At 69.9% G+C, this 17,978-nt stretch carries 20 protein-coding genes; 7 read left to right on the top strand and 13 right to left on the bottom strand.

Going from position 1 to position 17,978, the window contains the following annotated elements:
* Positions 1-62: 62 nt before the first annotated feature.
* The gene (locus ACWGRX_RS05240; RefSeq protein ID WP_291641661.1) at positions 63-2,264 is read right to left on the bottom strand and encodes a pseudouridine synthase; all 2,202 of its coding nucleotides are present in this window, start codon (positions 2,262-2,264) and stop codon (positions 63-65) included.
* 172 nt (positions 2,265-2,436) lie between these two features.
* Between ACWGRX_RS05240 and ACWGRX_RS05235 the strand changes: the two genes are divergently transcribed.
* Together ACWGRX_RS05235 and ACWGRX_RS05230 are read left to right on the top strand one after the other, a co-directional pair.
* Positions 2,437-2,904 (top strand): nucleoside deaminase, encoded by a 468-nt coding sequence (locus tag ACWGRX_RS05235; RefSeq protein WP_452116675.1) that lies wholly within the window; start codon positions 2,437-2,439, stop codon positions 2,902-2,904.
* Positions 2,904-3,422, top strand: a complete 519-nt coding sequence (locus tag ACWGRX_RS05230; RefSeq protein WP_452116674.1) for a GNAT family N-acetyltransferase — start codon at positions 2,904-2,906, stop codon at positions 3,420-3,422. The genes ACWGRX_RS05235 and ACWGRX_RS05230 overlap by 1 nt, the downstream gene beginning before the upstream one ends.
* Before the next feature lie 37 nt (positions 3,423-3,459).
* On the opposite strand, the gene ACWGRX_RS05225 is transcribed toward ACWGRX_RS05230, so the two are convergent.
* Positions 3,460-4,197 carry a sulfite exporter TauE/SafE family protein gene (locus ACWGRX_RS05225; RefSeq protein WP_452116673.1) on the bottom strand — a complete coding sequence of 246 codons (738 nt, stop codon included), beginning with the start codon at positions 4,195-4,197 and terminating at the stop codon, positions 3,460-3,462.
* A gap of 155 nt (positions 4,198-4,352) precedes the next feature.
* Between ACWGRX_RS05225 and ACWGRX_RS05220 the strand changes: the two genes are divergently transcribed.
* Positions 4,353-5,126: an ArsR/SmtB family transcription factor gene (locus tag ACWGRX_RS05220; protein WP_452116672.1), complete on the top strand. Its 774-nt coding sequence runs from the start codon at positions 4,353-4,355 to the stop codon at positions 5,124-5,126.
* Between the two features lie 75 nt (positions 5,127-5,201).
* On the opposite strand, the gene ACWGRX_RS05215 is transcribed toward ACWGRX_RS05220, so the two are convergent.
* The 5 genes from ACWGRX_RS05215 to purD form a co-directional block, all read right to left on the bottom strand.
* Positions 5,202-6,074 carry a patatin-like phospholipase family protein gene (locus ACWGRX_RS05215; RefSeq protein ID WP_452116671.1) on the bottom strand — a complete coding sequence of 291 codons (873 nt, stop codon included), beginning with the start codon at positions 6,072-6,074 and terminating at the stop codon, positions 5,202-5,204.
* Between the two features lie 163 nt (positions 6,075-6,237).
* The gene (locus tag ACWGRX_RS05210) at positions 6,238-7,152 is read right to left on the bottom strand and encodes an alpha/beta fold hydrolase (RefSeq protein WP_452116670.1); all 915 of its coding nucleotides are present in this window, start codon (positions 7,150-7,152) and stop codon (positions 6,238-6,240) included.
* Complete coding sequence (locus ACWGRX_RS05205) at positions 7,149-7,562, bottom strand: type II toxin-antitoxin system VapC family toxin (RefSeq protein ID WP_452116951.1); 414 nt, start codon at positions 7,560-7,562, stop codon at positions 7,149-7,151. The genes ACWGRX_RS05210 and ACWGRX_RS05205 overlap by 4 nt, the downstream gene beginning before the upstream one ends.
* Positions 7,563-7,567: 5 nt before the next feature.
* Complete coding sequence (locus tag ACWGRX_RS05200; protein ID WP_291641649.1) at positions 7,568-7,822, bottom strand: type II toxin-antitoxin system VapB family antitoxin; 255 nt, start codon at positions 7,820-7,822, stop codon at positions 7,568-7,570.
* 60 nt (positions 7,823-7,882) lie between these two features.
* On the bottom strand, positions 7,883-9,163 hold the full coding sequence (purD, locus tag ACWGRX_RS05195) for a phosphoribosylamine--glycine ligase (protein ID WP_452116669.1): 1,281 nt from the start codon (positions 9,161-9,163) through the stop codon (positions 7,883-7,885).
* Between the two features lie 93 nt (positions 9,164-9,256).
* Between purD and xseA the strand changes: the two genes are divergently transcribed.
* Together xseA and ACWGRX_RS05185 are read left to right on the top strand one after the other, a co-directional pair.
* Complete coding sequence (gene xseA, locus ACWGRX_RS05190; RefSeq protein ID WP_291644898.1) at positions 9,257-10,768, top strand: exodeoxyribonuclease VII large subunit; 1,512 nt, start codon at positions 9,257-9,259, stop codon at positions 10,766-10,768.
* 83 nt (positions 10,769-10,851) lie between these two features.
* A complete protein-coding gene (locus ACWGRX_RS05185; RefSeq protein ID WP_452116668.1) occupies positions 10,852-11,628 on the top strand; it encodes an SGNH/GDSL hydrolase family protein in 777 nt (258 codons plus the stop codon).
* Between the two features lie 14 nt (positions 11,629-11,642).
* Here ACWGRX_RS05185 and ACWGRX_RS05180 read toward each other — a convergent pair whose 3' ends face one another.
* Positions 11,643-12,488: a dienelactone hydrolase family protein gene (locus ACWGRX_RS05180; RefSeq protein WP_291644900.1), complete on the bottom strand. Its 846-nt coding sequence runs from the start codon at positions 12,486-12,488 to the stop codon at positions 11,643-11,645.
* Between the two features lie 118 nt (positions 12,489-12,606).
* Between ACWGRX_RS05180 and ACWGRX_RS05175 the strand changes: the two genes are divergently transcribed.
* A complete protein-coding gene (locus ACWGRX_RS05175; RefSeq protein WP_291641637.1) occupies positions 12,607-12,828 on the top strand; it encodes a DUF2093 domain-containing protein in 222 nt (73 codons plus the stop codon).
* On the opposite strand, the gene lpxK is transcribed toward ACWGRX_RS05175, so the two are convergent.
* The 5 genes from lpxK to ACWGRX_RS05150 all read right to left on the bottom strand — a co-directional run bounded on the left by lpxK (position 12,781) and on the right by ACWGRX_RS05150 (position 17,182).
* The gene (gene lpxK / locus ACWGRX_RS05170) at positions 12,781-13,824 is read right to left on the bottom strand and encodes a tetraacyldisaccharide 4'-kinase (RefSeq protein WP_452116950.1); all 1,044 of its coding nucleotides are present in this window, start codon (positions 13,822-13,824) and stop codon (positions 12,781-12,783) included. The genes ACWGRX_RS05175 and lpxK overlap by 48 nt on opposite strands.
* The gene (locus tag ACWGRX_RS05165; protein ID WP_291641635.1) at positions 13,824-15,125 is read right to left on the bottom strand and encodes a 3-deoxy-D-manno-octulosonic acid transferase; all 1,302 of its coding nucleotides are present in this window, start codon (positions 15,123-15,125) and stop codon (positions 13,824-13,826) included. The genes lpxK and ACWGRX_RS05165 overlap by 1 nt, the downstream gene beginning before the upstream one ends.
* Positions 15,122-15,883 carry a lysophospholipid acyltransferase family protein gene (locus ACWGRX_RS05160; RefSeq protein WP_452116667.1) on the bottom strand — a complete coding sequence of 254 codons (762 nt, stop codon included), beginning with the start codon at positions 15,881-15,883 and terminating at the stop codon, positions 15,122-15,124. Before ACWGRX_RS05160 ends, ACWGRX_RS05165 begins: the two co-directional genes overlap by 4 nt.
* A gap of 25 nt (positions 15,884-15,908) precedes the next feature.
* On the bottom strand, positions 15,909-16,154 hold the full coding sequence (locus ACWGRX_RS05155; protein ID WP_291644904.1) for a DUF4170 domain-containing protein: 246 nt from the start codon (positions 16,152-16,154) through the stop codon (positions 15,909-15,911).
* A gap of 197 nt (positions 16,155-16,351) precedes the next feature.
* Positions 16,352-17,182: a 3'(2'),5'-bisphosphate nucleotidase CysQ gene (locus ACWGRX_RS05150; protein ID WP_452116666.1), complete on the bottom strand. Its 831-nt coding sequence runs from the start codon at positions 17,180-17,182 to the stop codon at positions 16,352-16,354.
* Positions 17,183-17,427: 245 nt separating this feature from the next.
* Here ACWGRX_RS05150 and ACWGRX_RS05145 point away from each other — a divergent pair, with 245 nt between their 5' ends.
* Positions 17,428-17,958, top strand: a complete 531-nt coding sequence (locus ACWGRX_RS05145) for a DUF6101 family protein (RefSeq protein ID WP_452116665.1) — start codon at positions 17,428-17,430, stop codon at positions 17,956-17,958.
* Positions 17,959-17,978 lie beyond the last annotated feature (20 nt).

The following is a 17,978-nucleotide window of genomic DNA, read 5'->3' as shown; positions in this document are numbered from 1 at the left end:
CGTGTCGGATGAGCATGATGTCATCCGAAAACCGGTTCCCACTTTTCGGCATCATGCCCGCCTCAGCCACGCCGGTCGCGCCCGCCGCCGCCTGAACGGGGCGGTCCACCCTTGCCGCCACCGGGACGCGGGCCCCGGCCGCCGGGCCTGTCACCGGACGGCTTTCCGCCGAAGGGCTTGCCGCCGAACGACTTGCCGCCGCCCGACCTCTCGCCGAACGGCTTTCCGCCGGAGGGTTTGCCACCGAAGGATCTACCGCCGCCCGGCCTGTCGCCCGAGGGCTTGCCGCGGAACGGGCGCTCGGAGCCTGTCTCGTCGCCACCGGCGCGCGGCGGGCGCTTGCCGCGCGGCGGCGCGTCGGCCCAGTCGCCGCTGCCCTTCCAGGGGGAATCGCCGCTGCGATCCGGGCCGTACGCCTCCTGTGGCGCGCGGGAGGGGCGCTCGCCACGTGGCGCACGCGGCTTCAGGCCGGTTTCGCGCGGCGGCTCGGCCGCCGCCGAAGTCCTGACGCGCTCGACCTTGACGCGGCGGCCGCTCGGATCCTCGATCGCCTTGTCGCGCACGCGTATCACGGCGCCGCTGGCTTCGCGGGCCTGGCGCTCCTCCCTCGGATCGGCGCCCCGGCGCGGCGCGGCGCGGCGCTCGCGCTGCGGCTGCGCCTCCTCGTCGCGCCAGACCGTGCGCTTCCACGGCTTGTCGCTGCGGTCGTCCTGCGAAGGCGTGCGCTGGACGAAAGGCAGCCCGTCGCGATCCTCGCGCGGGCGTCGGCGCGGCCGGTCGTCGCCAGCGGGCGCCCGGCCGCGTGCCGGTCGCTCTTCCTGCGGAAGCTCGTCGCGGCGCGGGGCCTCGAAATCGACGCCGGCCTTCGCCATCAGCTCGGTGCCGAGCTGGTCCTTCAGCACCTTGGAGCGGATTTCGTCGGCCTCGCCCTCGGGCAGGTCGCCGAGCTGGAACGGGCCGAAGGAGATCCGGATCAGCCGGTTCACCTGCAGGCCGATATGCTCGAGCAGGTTCTTGACCTCGCGGTTCTTGCCTTCGCGCAGATCGACGATCAGCCAGGTATTGGCGCCCTGTTCGCGCTCGAAACGGGCGTTGACCGGGCCGTAATTGACGCCGTCGATGGTGACGCCGTCCTTGAGCGTGTCGAGCCGCTCCTGCGTGACATGGCCGAAGGCGCGCACCCGGTAGCGCCGCAGCCAGCCGGTTTCCGGCAGTTCCAGCATGCGCGCGAGGCCGCCATCATTGGTCAGCAGCAGCAGGCCTTCGGTGTTGATGTCGAGCCGGCCGATCGAGAGCACGCGCGGCAGATCCTCCGGCAGTGCGTCGAACACGGTCGGCCGCCCTTCGGGGTCGTGATTGGTCGTCACGAGGCCGCGCGGCTTGTGATAGAGCCAGACCCGGGTGCGCTCGCGCGCCGGCAAAGGCTCGCCATCGATCAGCACGACATCGGCGGGACCGATATCGAGCGCCGGGCTGTCGATCACCTGGCCGTTCACCGTGACGCGGCCCTCGGCGATGATCGCCTCGCAATCGCGGCGCGAGGCGACGCCGGCGCGCGCCATCACCTTGGCGATGCGCTCGGGCTCCAGAAGCGACGGGAGAATGGTCGGGGTGACCGCCTCGGCGATCTCGGCGGCGCTGCGATGAGCGCGGTCGGGCCGGCCGCGGAACGGCTTGTCGCCGCGCGGGGCATCGAAGCGCTTGGCGCCGAAGCCCTTGGCGCCGAAGCCTTTGCCGGCAGGCCTCTCGCCGCGCGGTCGCTCGCCGCCTTCGCGCGGCGGCCGGCCGGCGAAGCGATCCTCGCTGTCACGCGCGCGGAATGGCCGCTCGCCGCCCTCGCGGGGCGGGCGCGAGCCGGCATCGCGGCCGGGCCGCTCGAAACGAGCGGGCCGTTCGCCGCGCGGCCTCTCGCCTTCGCGGGGCGGCCGGCTGGAGAAACGCTCCTCGCTGCCGCGCTCACGGAAGGGACGTTCGCCGCCCTCGCGGGCCGGCCGCTCGCCGCTCGGGCGCTCGCGGAAGGGCTTCTTCTCGAACGGCTTCTTCTCGAAGCGCTTGGCGGGGCGCTCGCCTTCGAAACGCCGCTCCGCGCCTTCGGCCGGGGCGCGTCGCGGGCGTTCGTCGCCTTCGCGCGAACGGAAGGGCGGCTTGCCGGCGCCGCGGCCTTGCGGCCTGCCGCCGCGCGGGCCGCCATCGCGTCCACCGCCGTGTCCACCGCTTCCGCCCTTGCGCGGGCCGCGGTTTTTCTGGTTGTTGTCGTCGCTCATAATGGCTCCAAGAGCAGTCTCGTCGTCGGCCGCGATGAGGGTCGCAGGGGCCGCGAGGCAAGCCGTCTCCAAATTGGGTCGTAGCCGGCGCTTGTAGCAGGGCCCGCGGCGCGCCGCGAGCGGCAATGATGAGGGTTCGATGACATCTGTCGACGCAGGGAGCATCGAGGCCATGTCCGAGACGCCCGACTCCCAGGCTCCTGCCTCGCCGATGGCGCTGGCCATGGCACAGGCGCGCGCCGCGGCCTTGCGCGGCGAGGTGCCGGTCGGTGCGGTGGTGGTGCGGGGCGGCAAGGTGCTCGCCAGCGCCGGCAACCGCACGCTGGAGCTCAAGGACCCGAGCGCCCATGCCGAGATGCTGGCGATCCGGAGCGCCTGCCAGGAGATCGGCTCCGAGCGGCTGATCGATTGCGATCTCTACGTCACCCTCGAACCCTGCCCGATGTGTGCGGCGGCGATCTCCTTCGCCAGGCTGCGCCGGCTCTATTTCGGTGCCTATGATCCCAAGGGCGGCGCGGTCGAGAGCGGTGTCAGGCTCTATGCCAGCCCGACCTGCCACCATCAGCCGGAGGTTTATGGCGGGCTGAGCGAGAGCGAGGCGGCCGCCTTGCTGCGCGATTTCTTCAAGGAGAGGCGCTGATGTCGCGGACTGGCGAGGCGGTCGATATCCGCGCAGCCGCGGCTGCGGACCACGATGCCGTCGCCGCGCTCAACCGTACGGCCTTCGGCGGCGAGGACGAGGTCGGCATCATTGAGCGGCTGCGCCGGGAGGATCTCGTCGCCGTCGAACTGGTCGCGGTTCAGGCCGAGACGATCATCGGCCATATCCTGTTGAGCTGGTTGCCGACTGTGGTGGATGGTCGGGCTGTGAAGGCCTTGGCGCTGGCGCCGATGGCCGTTCGGCCGGGGGCGCAGAAGCGGGGCATCGGCGGCAGGCTGGTGGTAGCGGCGCTCGACGGGGCGAGGGGCGCGGGAGCAGAGGCGGTGATCGTCCTCGGCCATCCCGGCTATTATCCACGCTTCGGCTTCTCGGCGGCGCTGGCGCGCAAGCTGGCCTCGCCTTTCTCAGGCGAGGCCTTCATGGCGCTCGAACTGGTGCCGGGTGCGCTGGCGGGGCAGGCGGGGGCGGTGACCTATCCGCCGGCCTTCGGACTGTGAAGCAGGCTGGGTGCCGACCGCGGAAAGCCTGTCCGTTTCAGAGCGTCCGCAGCACCAGATATCCCCCGAGAGCCAGCAGCCCGGCGAAGAAGCAGAGCTTGAAGGTCGTGGCCGAGATTCGCTGCCGGATCGCCTGGCCGGCGCCCATTCCGGCCAATGCCGGCAGCAGCGCCAGCAGCGAGCAGCCGGCGACGGTCCAGTCGAGCGCGCCGGCGCCGATGAGCCCGAAGGCGAGCGCCACCGTCGAGACGATGAAGGAGAGGCCCAGCGCCTGCACCAGCTCCTCCTTCTCGAAGCCGAGCGCCTGCAGATAAGGCACGGCGGGGAGCACGAAGACCCCGGTCGCGGCGGTCGAGATGCCGGTGAGCACGCCGACGACCGGCCCGAGCCAGCCTTCGTGAACGGCCGGTACGCGCAGCTTCGCCGCCTTCAGCCCGACCAGTGCATAGAGGACGAGGGCGATGCCGAGCCAGAGCGTCGCCGAGCCGTCCTTGGCCTTTTCCAGCAGGCCGGCGCCGGCCCAGGTGCCGAGGCAGGTTCCCGCCAGCATCGGCCAGAGCCGGAGCGCGATCGCCTTGAGTTTCGGGCCGGAGAGCTGCCAGCCATTGGTCACCAGATTGGGGATCACCAGCAGCGCCGCCGCCTGTGCCGGGGCCATCACCACGCCGAGGATGCCGACGGCGATGGTCGGCAGGCCGAGCCCGATCACGCCCTTGACGAAGCCGGCGACCACGAAGGTCGCGGCGATGAAGAAGAGGAGCGTCGTCTGGTCCATGGTTCGGCCGGCCCTGTCAGTCGGTGGTCGTAAACTGCTTGTGGCAGTCCTGCCGCCTGCTGTCGCGCCTCGACACTACGGTCGCGGCCGTAGTGTCGCCGCTTGCCTGTCGCGCGGTGCGGGTGATGATGGGCCGGCAAGGGGAGGGCTCAGCCATGGCCATGAACGGACCTTATCTCGCCGAAATCGCCCATCTGATCGGCGACCCCGCCCGCGCCAACATGCTGCATGCGCTGATGGATGGCCGCGCCCTGACCGCCAAGGAGCTCGCCTTCCTTGCCGGCGTCGCGCCGCAGACGGCGAGCGGCCATCTTGCCAAGCTGCTGCAGGGCGGGCTGCTCGGCGTCGCCGTGCAGGGGCGCCATCGCTATTACCGTCTCGCCGGGCCGGATGTCGCTGCGACCCTAGAGGGGCTGATGGTGCTGTCCGGCGGCCAGCCCACCAGCAGGCGCCTACCTTCGCGCGTCGGGGCCGATCTCGCCGAGGCGCGGACCTGCTATGACCATTTCGCCGGCCGGCTCGGTATCGCCATTCACGACGCGCTGGTCGCTGGTGGGCATCTCTCGGTTTCGGAAGGCGGCTATGGCCTGCCCCGTTCCGGCGTCGCGATCTTCGCCGGGCTCGGCATCGACCTTGCCGCCGCGCAGAAGAGCCGCCGTGCGCCCTTGCGTCCCTGCCTCGACTGGAGCGAGCGCCGCCCGCATCTCGCCGGCTCGCTCGCCGCCGCGCTGGCCTGTCGCTGCTTCGAAGCCGGCTGGGTCCGGAGGATCAAGGACAGCCGCGCCGTGCAGCTCACCGATACCGGGCGCGAGGCGCTCGAGGGAGGCCTGCCGGGGTTCCGCTGCGAGCGTGTCGATGAAACGCCCGGTCATTCCGGGGCGCCGCGCAGCGGCGAGCCCGGAACCCATGAACATGACAGGGCCGGATAGACAGGGCCGGAAGAGCTTGCTTGAAAGGCCTCGCGTACATGGGCTCTGGCCTTTGGCCCGCCCCGGAATGACGCCTCATGCCGATACTCGTTGCTCCAGCAACTGAGACAGCTTGCGCTTGACCTCGTCCTTTACCGGCGCGGCGGCATCGAGGATCGCCTGTGTCCTGAAGAAATCGAGCGGGCCGAAGCCGTCGCCACCGGCTCTAATCAGGATGTCGGGCGGCTGGCGTTCGACCATGCGTTGGACGAGGGCGCGCGTCAGGATCTGCGTGACGCCGACGAGAGCCTCCAGAGGCTCCGGCACCCGGCTGTCGCTGACCATGGCCGGGGCGCTGGTGTCGATGGCGAGCACGATGCGGTTCGGGGCGATCAGCCGGTCATAGGGCAGGGGATTGACCGCACCGCCGTCGATCAGCACCCGCCCGCCGATCGTCACCGGCCGGATCAGGCCGGGGATCGCCAGCGAGGCGGCGACCGCTGGTGTCAGCGGCCCGCTGCCGATCACCACCTCCTCGTGCAGATGGTAGTCAGTCGCCACCGCGAGGAAGGGGGTACCGAGCTCCTCGAAGCGATCCGGCACCTTTTCGGGCCAGAACAGGTCGAGCAGGCGCTCGCCGTCGAGCAGCACCGGATTGCCGAAGCCGCGCCAGAGATCGGCGAACTTGCCGACGCGCGCTTCGAGCAGCCGGGCGATCACCCTCGCGCGATCGCGGAAGGTCGTCTCGACATGCTCGCGCAAGTCGCGGCCGGAAAGCCCGGCGGCATAGGCGGCGCCGATGATCGCACCCATCGACGAGCCGGCGATCAGTACGGGCCTGATCCCGAGTTCGTCGAGCGCTTCGAGCACCAGGATATGGCTCAGCCCGCGCGCTCCACCGGAGCCGAGCGCGAGGACGAGTTCCGGCTGTGAGGTCGTTCGGCTGTTCGCCGGCAATATCGAGGTCATCAAGAGGGCGAGCCTGCTGCAGGGCAAAGTCGGGGGTGGTCTATCCATAGTCGTCCCGGGCGACCGAAGGGAGACCCGGGATCCATGCCTGGACCCCTTATATGATCCGTCCCGGCATGGATCCCGGCTCTGCGCTTCGCTCCGGCCGGGATGACAGGCGCCTTTATGGCATCGCTTGCGCGAGGAACGGCTTCAGCGCGGCAAGCGTCGCCTGCGGATTCTCCTCCGGCAGGAAATGGCCGCTCGCGATGGCCTGGCCTTCGGCCTGGGGAGCGAAGCTCTGCCGCCAGATCTCGAGCGGGCTTGCGCCCTTGGCCGGAATACCGCCATCGCCCCACAGCGCCAGCACCGGGCAGAGGATCTTTTTGCCGGCCGCGAGGTCGGCCTTGTCCTGGGCGAGATCGGTGGTGGCGCCGGCGCGGTAATCCTCGCAGGCGGCGTGAATGCGCGAGGGATCGTTGAAGGATTCCGTATAGGAGGCCAGCGCCAGCGGGTGGAAGGCTTTCAGCTCCTTGGCGCGTGTCCAGCTCGCGATCGTATGGTCGAGCCAGCCGGCGGGATCGCCCTTGATCAGGTTCTCGGGCACCGGCTCGGGCTGCGCCAGGAAGGTCCAGTGATAGACCTGCATGGCGCGCGCGGCGTTCATGCCTTCCCACATCGCGAGTGTCGGCAGGATGTCGAGCAAAGCGAGCCGCTCGACCCGGCCGGGATGATCCAGCGCCAGGCGATAGGCGACGCGGGCGCCGCGGTCATGGCCGATCACGGCGCAGCGGACATGGCCGAGCGCGTCCATCACCGCGACGATGTCCTCGCCCATGCCGCGCTTGCTGTAGGTCAGCTTGCCGCCATCGCCATGCGGGGCGGACGACCAGCCATAGCCGCGCAAATCCGGGCAGATCACGGTATGGCTCTTCGCCAGTTCGGGCGCGATCTCATGCCATTCGGCATGGGTCTGCGGGAAGCCGTGGATCAGCATCAGCGGCGGGCCTTCGCCGCCGACGCGGGCGAAGATCTTGCCGACCGGGCCGTTGATCCAGTGCGCGGTGAAGCCGGGGAAGAGCTGGTCGATATTGGTCATGGGCGTGCTCCAGCAGCCAGGGCCGAGACGATGTCGGTGCGGCTGAAATCCTCCCCCTTGTACAGCAGGGGGGCGTCGAGCGATTTGGCGAGCGCATAGGAGAAGCAGTCGCCGAGATTGAGCTTGGCGGGGTGGCGGCCCTTGCCGAAGCGCAGGAAGGCCTGGGCGGCGAGGACAGCCTGTTTCTGGTCCAGCGGTGCGGTCTCGATGCCGAGATCGTCGAGCAATCTGAGATGCAAGGCGACAGGTGCGTCGGCATTGCGGGTCGTCGAGACCATGAAGCTCTCGACAAATGTCACCATCGAACAGAGATTGGAGACGCCGGCATCGAGCACGGCCAGCAACCTATCTCGTTCAGGCTCGCCGCGAATGATGGCGATGATCGCCGAGCTGTCGACGACAACTGGCATAGTGGTCACGATGGAAGGCCGTTTTCATCGTAGCCAATGATCTCGTCATCGGTCAGGTGCTCGTTTATCCTTGGATAGGAACGGATTTCAGCAAGCGTCCGCGCCAGCTTTTCTCTGTCGATCCGGCCCTTGCGTGGCGGCAGCCCGGCAAGCTCGCGCTCCGCGGCTGTCTTGACCGCGTCCGTGATCGTCTTGCCCGTGCGCGCCGCGAGCTCGCGCACGATGCGGTCCGTTTCGGGATCCTTGATCAGGATGGCCATGGCATCCTCGTGCGTATATATCGATCGTGTCTCGATATATACAATGCCGCAGTCGCTTTGTCAGCCTTCGCGCTCGCGCTTCACGGCCTGCCAGCCGATGTCGCGGCGGCAGAAGCCGCCCGGCCAGTCGATCAGGTCGACCGCTGCATAGGCGCGTGCCTGCGCCTCGCTGACGCTCTTGCCGAGGGCGACGATATTGAGCACGCGTCCGCCATTGGCGACGAGCTTGCCTTCCTTCTCCTGCGTGCCGGCATGGAAGATCAGCACGCCGTCCTGCGCCACAGCCTGCTCGACGTCGGCGATGAGGCTGCCCTTCTCGGGCGTGCCGGGATAGCCCTTCGCCGCCAGAACCACGGTCAGCGCCGCCTCGTCAGACCAGCGCAGGTCGAAGGAGCCGAGCACGCCGTCGCAGGCGGCGAGCAGCGCCGGGACGATATCGCTCTTCAGGCGCGGCATCAGCACCTCGCATTCGGGATCGCCGAAGCGGACATTGTATTCGATCAGTTTCGGCCCTTCCGCCGTGATCATCAGCCCGGCGAAGAGCACGCCCTTGAAGGGCGAGCCGCGCCGCGCCATGCCGGCGAGCGTCGGCTGGATGATCTCCGCCATGACGCGCGCTTCCATCGCCTTCGTCATCACCGGGGCGGGCGAATAGGCGCCCATGCCGCCGGTGTTGGGCCCGGTGTCGCCGTCGCCGACGCGCTTGTGGTCCTGCGCCGAGGCGAGCGGCAGGGCATGCAGCCCGTCGCAGAGCGCAAAGAAGCTCGCCTCCTCGCCGATCATCCATTCCTCGATGACGATCTCCTCTCCCGCGGCGCCGAGCCCGCCGGAAAACATCATCGCGACCGCGTTATTGGCCTGCTCGACCGTCTCGGCCATCACCACGCCCTTGCCGGCGGCGAGCCCGTCCGCCTTGATCACCAGGGGCGCACCATGCTTCGCCACATAGGCTCTGGCGGCGTCGGGGTCGTCGAAGCGGGCGAAACTCGCGGTGGGGATGCCGAACTCGGCGCAGAGCTCCTTGGTGAAGGCCTTGGAGCCCTCGAGCTGGGCCGCTGCCTTCGACGGGCCGAAAGCCTTGATGCCGGCGGCTGCGAGATCGTCGACGATGCCCTCGACCAGCGGGCCTTCCGGCCCGACCACGACGAGGCCGACCCGCTGCAGCTTGCAGAAATTGGCGACCGCCTCATGGTCGGCGATGTCGATCACGACGTTCTCGCCGCATTGCGCCGTGCCGGGATTGCCGGGCGCGATGAAGAGCTTGTCGCAGAGCGGCGAGGCCGAGATCGCCCAGGCCAGGGCATGCTCGCGTCCGCCCGAGCCGATCAGAAGGATGTTCATTGCGCCGTCTCCGCTTGCTCAGGGCGCAATAACCCTCGCGGACCGACGGGGCAACGCTTCAGCTATCGCGCTCGCGCCGGTAAGGTCCACGCCATGGACAACGAATCGCCTCAGCCTGCCGGCAATGCCCCGGAATGGACGGTTTCCGACCTTTCCGGCGCGCTCAAGCGCACGCTGGAGGACGCTTTCGGCTTCGTGCGCGTGCGCGGCGAGATCTCGGGCTATCGTGGTCCCGTCGCCTCCGGTCATGTCTATTTTTCGCTGAAGGACGTCAACGCCAAGATCGATGCGGTGATCTGGAAGGGCGTCTTCGGCCGGCTGAAGACCAGGCCGCAGGAAGGGCTGGAGGTGATCGCCACCGGCAAGATCACCACCTTCGCCGGCAAGTCGAGCTACCAGATCGTCATCGATTCGCTGGAGCCGGCCGGGGTCGGCGCGCTGATGGCCCTGCTCGAGGAGCGCCGCAAGAAGCTCGCCGCCGAAGGCCTGTTCGACGAGGGCCGCAAGCAGCTCATCCCCTATCTGCCGGCGACGATCGGCGTCGTCACCTCGCCGACAGGCGCCGTCATTCGCGACATCCTGCACCGGCTGGAGGAGCGTTTTCCGCGCCGCGTGCTGGTCTGGCCGGTCCGGGTCCAGGGCGAGACCAGCGCGGCCGAGGTCGCCAACGCCATCGACGGTTTCAACGCCCTGCCGCAGGGCGGCCGCATCCCGCGCCCGGACGTGATCATCGTCGCGCGCGGCGGCGGTTCGCTCGAGGATCTGATGGGCTTCAACGAGGAGGCTGTGGTGCGTGCCGCCGCCGCCTCGCTGATCCCGCTGGTCTCCGCCGTCGGCCACGAGACCGACTGGACGCTGATCGACCACGCCGCCGATCTGCGCGCGCCGACGCCGACCGGCGCGGCCGAGAAGGTCGTGCCGGTGCGGGCCGAACTGATGGCGCAGGTCACCGATCTGTCGCGCCGGCATGTGGGCGCGACCTTGCGCCTGTTCGACAGGCGCCGCAGCGAATTGCGCGCCGCCGGCCGCGCCCTGCCGACGCCGGAGAACCTGCTCGCCGGGCCGCGCCAGCGGCTCGACCTCGCCGCGGCGAAGCTCGGTCCGGCTTTGGCGCGCAATGCCCGGGCCTATGAGCAGCGGCTCGCCCAGCTCGATCGCCGCCTGCACGTACAATCACCGGCGGCGCGACTGGCGACGCTGGCGGTGAAGCTCGACAGCCTGGGCGGACGGCTCGTCCTTGCCCGTGGCAATGTCGTGCTTCGGCAGCGCGAGCGCATCGCCCGTGCCCGCGACCGGCTGGAGGCCGTCGCGGCGCGGGCGGAAGCCGCCTTCGCGCGCCTCGTCCAGCGCCGCCGCGACCGGCTGGGTGGCCTCTGGTCGCTCGCCGCTTCGCTCGGCCCGCAGGCCGTGCTGGCACGCGGCTATGCGCTGGTGCGCGACGAGAACGGCGTGCTGCTGCGGCAGGCTGCAGCGGCGCGGCCGGGCATGACCCTGCAGGTCACGCTCGCGGATGGCAGCTTCGGCGCTGTCGTGCCGGGCAGTGCAACGCCGCGTCCGGCCACACGCAAGGGCGCGGCCTCCGGCGGGCAGGGGGATCTCTTCTGAGGCTGCCGCCACTGCGGCCACTGTTCAGCCAGCGTTCAGCAAGCGCCGGCTAACCGCAAGGCATCGACGGTTGGGGGTGCCTGATGCGGATTCGGATCCGGACGGCCTATGCCTGCGCCTTGGCGATGTTGTCGCTGCCGGGTCTTGCGCTCGTGCCGGCGCAGGCCACGGAGTTCGTCTGCAAGCCCAGCTCGATCATCTCTGCCGCTGCCGCCCCGGATTTCGCCCCGCTTTCGCGCCATGGCGAGGGGGCGCTGCGCCTGCTCGCGATCGGCTCCTCCTCGACCGAGGGCATCGGCGCCACCAGCAAGGAACGCAGCTACCCGGCGCGGCTCGCCGCCCTGCTGCGTCAGGGGCTTTCCGGCCGGGCTGTCGAGATCGTCAATGCCGGCATTGGCGGCGAGATCGCGCCGCAGACCCTGCAGCGCCTGAAGAAGGCGCTGGCCGAGACGCGCTATGATCTGGTGATCTGGCAGGTCGGCACCAATGACGCCGTCACCGGCGGCGATCTCCAGGCTTTCCGCGCCCTCGTCGCCGACGGCATCGCCGCTGCCCGCAAGGCCCAGACCGGGCTCGCCATCCTCGATCCGCAATTCTATCCCGGCATCAAGGAGACGCCGCGCTACCGCGCCTATGTCGACGCCATCGCCGAGATCGCCCGCGCCAATGGCGTGCCGGTGCTGTCGCGCTTCGCGGCGATGTCGGGCTGGTATCAGCGCGATGCCGAGGGTTTCATGGCGGCGCTCGCCAACGACCGTTTCCACATGAGCGACGCCGGCTATGCCTGCCTGGCGCAGGACATCGCTCGTTCCCTGCTCGAGCGGTCGCCCGGCGTGGCTCTGGCCTCGACCGCGCGCTGAGCGCGCCGGCCGCCTCATTTACCCGCGAGGAACTCCTTGACCCGGCGGATCGCGTCCTCGCGTGCCGCGGGATCGGTACCGACCGTCGCCTTGCCGTTCCCCGTCGCCGAATAGGCGATGTCGTCGCGCTGCTTCAACTCGAGCCGCGGATGATCGAAGTCATGCACTGCGCCCTCGTAAAGCACGAGGGTGACCGGCTCGCCGCGGGCGCGCGCGGCTTTGGTCAAGAAGTCGCAAGGGGCCGGAGGCGTCCAGTCGTCGGCAGCCCCCATCAGGATCAGCACGGGCAGGCGCACTTCGAAGCCGCGCGATTCCGACTGCGTGCGGCAACCGGGATAGAAGGCGATCGCGCGGGCGAAATCGGGCTGGCGGTCGGCCGGGCGCCGGTCCCTGCGCACGGCGGCGAGGATGGCGGAGCCGCCACCGGACCAGCCGAGCAGCGAGATCGCGTCCGGGCGGACATCGGAGCGGCTCTGCAGCCAGATCCGCGCCGCGACGGCGTCGATCACCCGCTCGCGACTGGCGCGTACGGTGAGGTCCTTGACGCCGCATTGCGAGCCAAGGCCGCGCGAGCCGTAGCTGTCGGGCATCAGCACCATGAAGCCGGCCGCGGCGAGCCGTTCGCCCCAGTCGCTATGCCGGGTGGAGAGCTTTTCCTTGTCGCGCCAGAGCCCGCCGCAGCCATGCAGCGCGACCACGGCCGGGAACGGCCCTGGCCCGGGCGGGCGATAAAGCACGGCATTGAGCTGGACGTCGTCGAGCGTGATGCGCACGCGCTCATAGCCTCCCGCCCCCGCGGCGGCGGCAAGGCAAGGCAGCAGCCCTGCCGCGAGGAGCAGGAGACGGACGAGACTGGACATCATCGGCCGGGACGCTATCACAAGAGCGCCATGATCAGGCAATTTATTCATACACTTGTCTCAGCAAGCCGCCGCGATGCCCGCGGTGCGGAAGGCTGCTTCACAACCCGGGTTCGTCATGAACATCAATGAGCGCCTGCCGACCGGCGGGTCCGAGGCATTGCTTGATTACGGCCATGGCGAGTTTCGGGTCGTTCGCCCCGGCGCCTTCGTGCGCTGCGCCGTCACCGGCGCGCCGATCCGGCTCGAGGATCTGCGTTACTGGTCCGTCGACTGGCAGGAAGCCTATGTCTCACCCGAGGCGGTGCAATTGCGGGTCCGCCGCGGCGGCCGTCCCTGAACCCGTCAGGGCCTGCTCCAGAAGCGCGCCGATCGCCGCCTCGTCCTCGAAGCGCAACTGCACCGGCACGGCGAGCAGGCGCTCGCGCTCGTCCGCCGGCCAGAGCGGCGCGAGCTTGACCATGTCCTTCTCTGTCACGGCGATGGTGGAGCCGGTCGCCTTGGACTCCGCGAGCAACGTCGCGACATCGCCTGCCGTATAGGGATGGTGGTCGCCATAGCGGCGCTCGCCGGCGAGCCGGGCGCCGGACTGGCGCAGGGTCGTCGCGAATTTTTCCGGTCGTCCGATCCCCGATGCGGCGATCACCGCAAGCCCGTCGAGACGGGCGAGAGCTTCCGGCAGGACGTCGAGCCCGACGCGCAGCACGGGCCGACCGGCGGCTTGCGCCAGCGCCGCGACCGCGTCTCCAGCGGCGCCCGGGCCGTTGACCACCACCGCATCGGTCTCTCCGAGCTGCCCTGCCATCGGCGCACGCAGCGGCCCTGCCGGAAAGCAGTAGCCATTGCCGGTTCCGGCGGCGCCCTCGACTACGGCGAGTCGCAGATCCTTGCGCAGGGAGGGGTTCTGCAGGCCGTCATCCATCAGCACCACGCTGGCACCGCGCGCGGCGGCGAGCGCCGCGCCGGCGGGCCGGTCGCGGGCGACCACCACCGGCAGATGATGGGCCATCAGCAGGGGCTCGTCGCCGATCTCGGCCGCGCCATGACGCGCAGGGTCGGCCAGCACGGGCCCGGCCTCGCGCCCGCCATAGCCGCGCGACAGCACGAAGGGCGTTTCGCCGCGGGCGGCGAGCAAATCTGCCAAAGCGAGGACGGTGGGTGTCTTGCCGGCACCGCCGACGATGAAATTGCCGACGCAGATCACCGGGACGTCGGCCCGGATGCCGGGGCGGCGCATGCGCGCCAGCGTCGCGGCGCCATAGATCGCGCCGAGCGGGTAGGTGAGCCGGGCCAGGGCTGAAGGTGGCGTTCGCCACCAGAAGCCCGGCGCGCGCATCATGGCGCCGTCTCGCGCTGGCCGAGCGCAACGCGCATCAGCAGAGGCTCGAGAGCCTGCACGGTTCGTTCCAGCGCCCCGCCGAGCTGGGCACTGGTCTGCGCGGCGGCGCGCGCCGCTTGCCTCGCCGCCGCGGGGTCGCTCAGCCAGCGATGCACGGCGCCGGCCAGTTCCTGCCGGTCGGCGACCTGGCGGGCGCCGCCGCCGGCGTCGAAGGCGGCGAAGAGATCGGCGGATTTGTGGACCAGCGGCCCGTGCAGCAGGGCGCAGCCGAGCTTGGCGGGCTCGATCGGGTTGTGACCGCCGATCGGGGCGAGCGAGCCGCCGATGAAAGCGACCGGGGCCAGCCGGTAGAACAGGCCGAGATCGCCGAGCGTGTCGGCGACATAGAACTCGACCTCGCGCTCCGGCAACTGGCCGAGCGAGCGGCGTGCGCTGACGGCGCCATTCGCCTGGGCGAGCGCCGCGACCTCGTCGCCGCGATCGGGATGGCGTGGTGCGACGATGGTCAAGAGCTTCGGCAGATGCGCCTTGACGCCGAGATGGGCGGCGAGCACGTCCTCTTCCTCGCCCGGATGGGTCGAGGCGGCGACCCAGACCGGGCGCCCCGCCATCAGCCCATCAAGCAAAGCAAGAGTGTTGGGATCGGCAGGCGGCGCCGGCACGTCGAATTTCAGATTGCCGGCGATGCTGACACGTGGCGCGCCGAGTTGGGCGAGGCGCTGTCCGTCCTCCTGCGACTGGGCGAGGCAGCGTTCGAAGCCCGAGAGCAGATAGCGCGAGGTCTTGGGGAATCTGTACCAGCGCTGGAAGGAGCGCTCGGACATGCGGGCATTGACCTGGACCAGCGGGATGCCGCGCTTGCCGGCCTCGATCATCAGGTTCGGCCAGATCTCGGATTCGCAGAGCAGGCCGAGATCGGGACGCCAATAGTCGAGGAAGCGGCGCATATAGCGCGGCACGTCGAGCGGCAGGTACTGGTGGATCGCTCCGGCCGGCAGGCGCTGCTCGAGCAGCCGCGCCGATGTCACCGTGCCGGAGGTGACGAGCACGGCGAGGCCGCGGCGCTGCAGGCGCTCGACCAGCGGCAGCAGAGTCACCGTCTCGCCGACGCTGGCGCCGTGCAGCCAGACCAGGGTTTTTTCGGGGCGGTCGACACCGGGATAGCCGCGACGCTCGGCGATCCGCGCCGGATCCTCCTTGCCGCGCCGCTGACGCCAGAGCAGGAGCCCGGCCGCAGCCGGCTCGAGCAGCGCGGTCAGGGTGCGATAGATGCTGATGATCAGGCTGCGGCCGATCATGGCGTTGCCGCTTTCGCTGCAGCCGTAGCGGCCTCCCTGGCGGCTGCGGCCTCGCGCAGGCCGGCGCCGGGGTCGCGTGCCCCGATCAGCGCATAGGCCCGCTCATGCGCGGCATCGAGTCCGGCCTGCACGGCGAGCCTTGCCGCCTCGCAGGTCGCCTCGTCGGCGTCGCGCGCCACGCTGACCGCCTCGCCGACGACGATGGCGCCGCGGCCGAAGGGCAGCCCGATCGACGCGCGGTCCCAGCTGTTGAAATCGATCCGCCGGCTGGTGACTACGGCGATCGGATGGATCGGCCGGCCCGAGGCACGCGCCAGCGCGACGATGCCGGCGCCGCAGACCCGGGCGCGCTTGGGGATGTCGGCGGTCAGCACCATCGTCTCGCCGGCCGCGAGCCGGCGCATCATGGCGAGGAAGGCCGGTGCGCCGCCCTTTTCGCGGACCTTCTTGCCCATGGCGCCGGAGCCGCGGATCGCACCGATGCCGAGCTCGCGTAGCGCCACCGCATTGAAGCCGCCATCGCCATGGCGCGAGACCAGTGAACAGGCCGGCATCCAGTCCGGCCGCGCGAACGGGATCATGATGTGCTGGCCGTGCCACATCGCGATGATCAGCGGCAGTTCCGGGCGGACGCGCTCATAGATGTCCGCCGGCTCGGTGACGAAACGGTTCGTCCGGCGCACCAGGCGCAGATACCAGGCCAGGCTGCGCCCGAGCGCCTCCTGTGCAAATCGCGTCTTGAGCAGCGAGAAACCCATCGAATATGCGCGAGACCGCCTCTGTTCAGCCTTGCGGCGCCGTCGACGGGTCGAGCAGCCGGTGCAGATGCACGACGAAATAGCGGGTCTGCGCCTGGTCGACCGTGGCCTGGGCCTTGGCCTTCCAGGCCGCATGCGCGGCAGCGTAATTCGGGTACACGCCGACGATGTCGAGCTTGGAGAGGTCCTTGAACTCGACGCCGTCGAGCGCGCTCAGTTCGCCGCCGATCACCAGATGCAGCAACTGCTTGTTTTCCCGGCTCGCGCTCATCGACTCCTCCGTTTCCGGCTGGCGGGCTCCCCAGCGAGAGAAAGCTGAAGGCGGTGCCCGAAACCGCTCCGGGCGACCTCGCGCCATCAGCGGCCGCGCGTTCAGTTACGCCATTCGCGCGCCGCGCGCGAGCGCCGATTTCGGGCATTTTCCGTTGTAATGACGCGCCAATGGTCGCATTGCGCCGCCGGCGGTGCTCAGCCGCGCTCCGGCATGGCTTCGCGCATGCGGCGCAGAGCCTGGTCGAGCGGTGGCAGGAGCTCGGCGCCGGACGCCACCAGCATGCCATGGACCGGATGCGCCTGATTATAGCGCACCGGTGCGCCTTCTGCGGTGGTCAGCTTTCCGCCGGCCTCGCTCAGCACGAGATCGGCGGCGGCGAGGTCCCAGTCGCGTGAATCCGGCGAGACGAGCCCGGCATCGATGCTGGCATCGGCGATCCGTGTCAGTCTGAGCGCGAGCGAGGGAATCTTGTCGACGGCGACGAAGCTTCCCTGCCGTGCGAGCGCGTCGAGCATCGGCTTGGGCCCGGCGATCCGCGCTGCTGCGAGTTCGCTGACGCCGCTGGTGCGGATCGGCGCGTCATTGCGCGAGGCGCCGCCGCCGCGCAGCGCCGCATAGCTGGCGCGGCTGGCGGGGGCGTGAACCACGCCGGCAATCGGGATGCCGTCCTCGAGCAGCGCGACGCAGACCGCCCAGTCCGGCGAGCCCGCCATATAGGCGCGGGTGCCGTCGATCGGGTCGACGACCCAGACGAAGCGTCGTGACAGGCGCAGCGCGTCATCGGCCGTCTCTTCGGAGAGCCAGCCGGCTGCCGGCAGAAGCTCGGCCAGTCTGATGTGCAGGAAGGTGTCGACGCCGATATCGGCTTCGGTCACCGGCGAGCCGCCGGCCTTCGACCAGGTGCGTGCCGCCGTCTTCTCGCCGGGGCGGAAGAGGTCGAGCGCGAGCTGTCCCGCCTCGAGGCAGGCAGAGCGGATGGCGGGCAGGAGATCGCGGGCGAGGGGAAGCGAATTTGGCTGCATCATGCTTCGTTATGGGCCTCGCGCGTGGCGGGACAAGGAAAAATGCGGCCTCCTCGCGAAAGATTTCGTCAAGCATCAGGGGGAAAAGCGGCCCGATCCGCTCCGAAAACCCCGCCGATACCTTTGTTTAACCGAAGCTCTTAAGCGCTCGGACAGGCTCCGGCCGCCAATCTCAGCCTGCACAGCACGAGAACCCCGCAATGACAGAGGGTTCCGGGCAGCAGGGAATTGAGAGAGGCGTTAAATCGATGGCAAGCGTCACGCCAGCCGCCGGGGAGATCGGCTTTCAGCCGGCCAGCCCTGGCGGCGTCACCAACTTCAATGGACAGCCCTTCAGGACGCAAGGGGCGCCCTCGCATCAGGCGGAGGCGCCGCGGATCGAGCGCCTTGGCCCGGTCCGCATCCTGCGCGGCGGGACGGGCTGGCGCGGCATCGCCTTGCGCCTGGCCGGCGCCGAGGGTGAGGAAGCGCGCTTCCAGCTCGCGCTGACCGCCGGCGATGGCCGCTCGGTCACGATCGCCGTACTCGATGAGGACGAGGCCGTGGCCACCTGGCGCAGCTTTGGCCGCTCCAGCGGGTTACCGCTGCTGCTGGAGACCAGTGACGGCGTCGTCACCGAGCCGTTTCCGCAGCTCGGCCGGGTCGCGCTCGGGCCGGTCCGCATCCGGCGCCGCTATGCGTTGCTGGCCGGCCGGCGACCGCGCTTCCTGACGCGCCGCAAGACCGGCTGCTTCGCGGAGCGGCCGGTGGTCATCCAGGGCGAAATCCTGTCGGGTTGACACCGACTGCGTCGGTCACA

It is taken from the genome of Allobosea sp. NPDC055594, assembly GCF_053618995.1.
The sequence above is the reverse complement of the archived record's forward strand: the minus strand, read 5'-3'. Positions and strand labels throughout refer to the sequence as shown.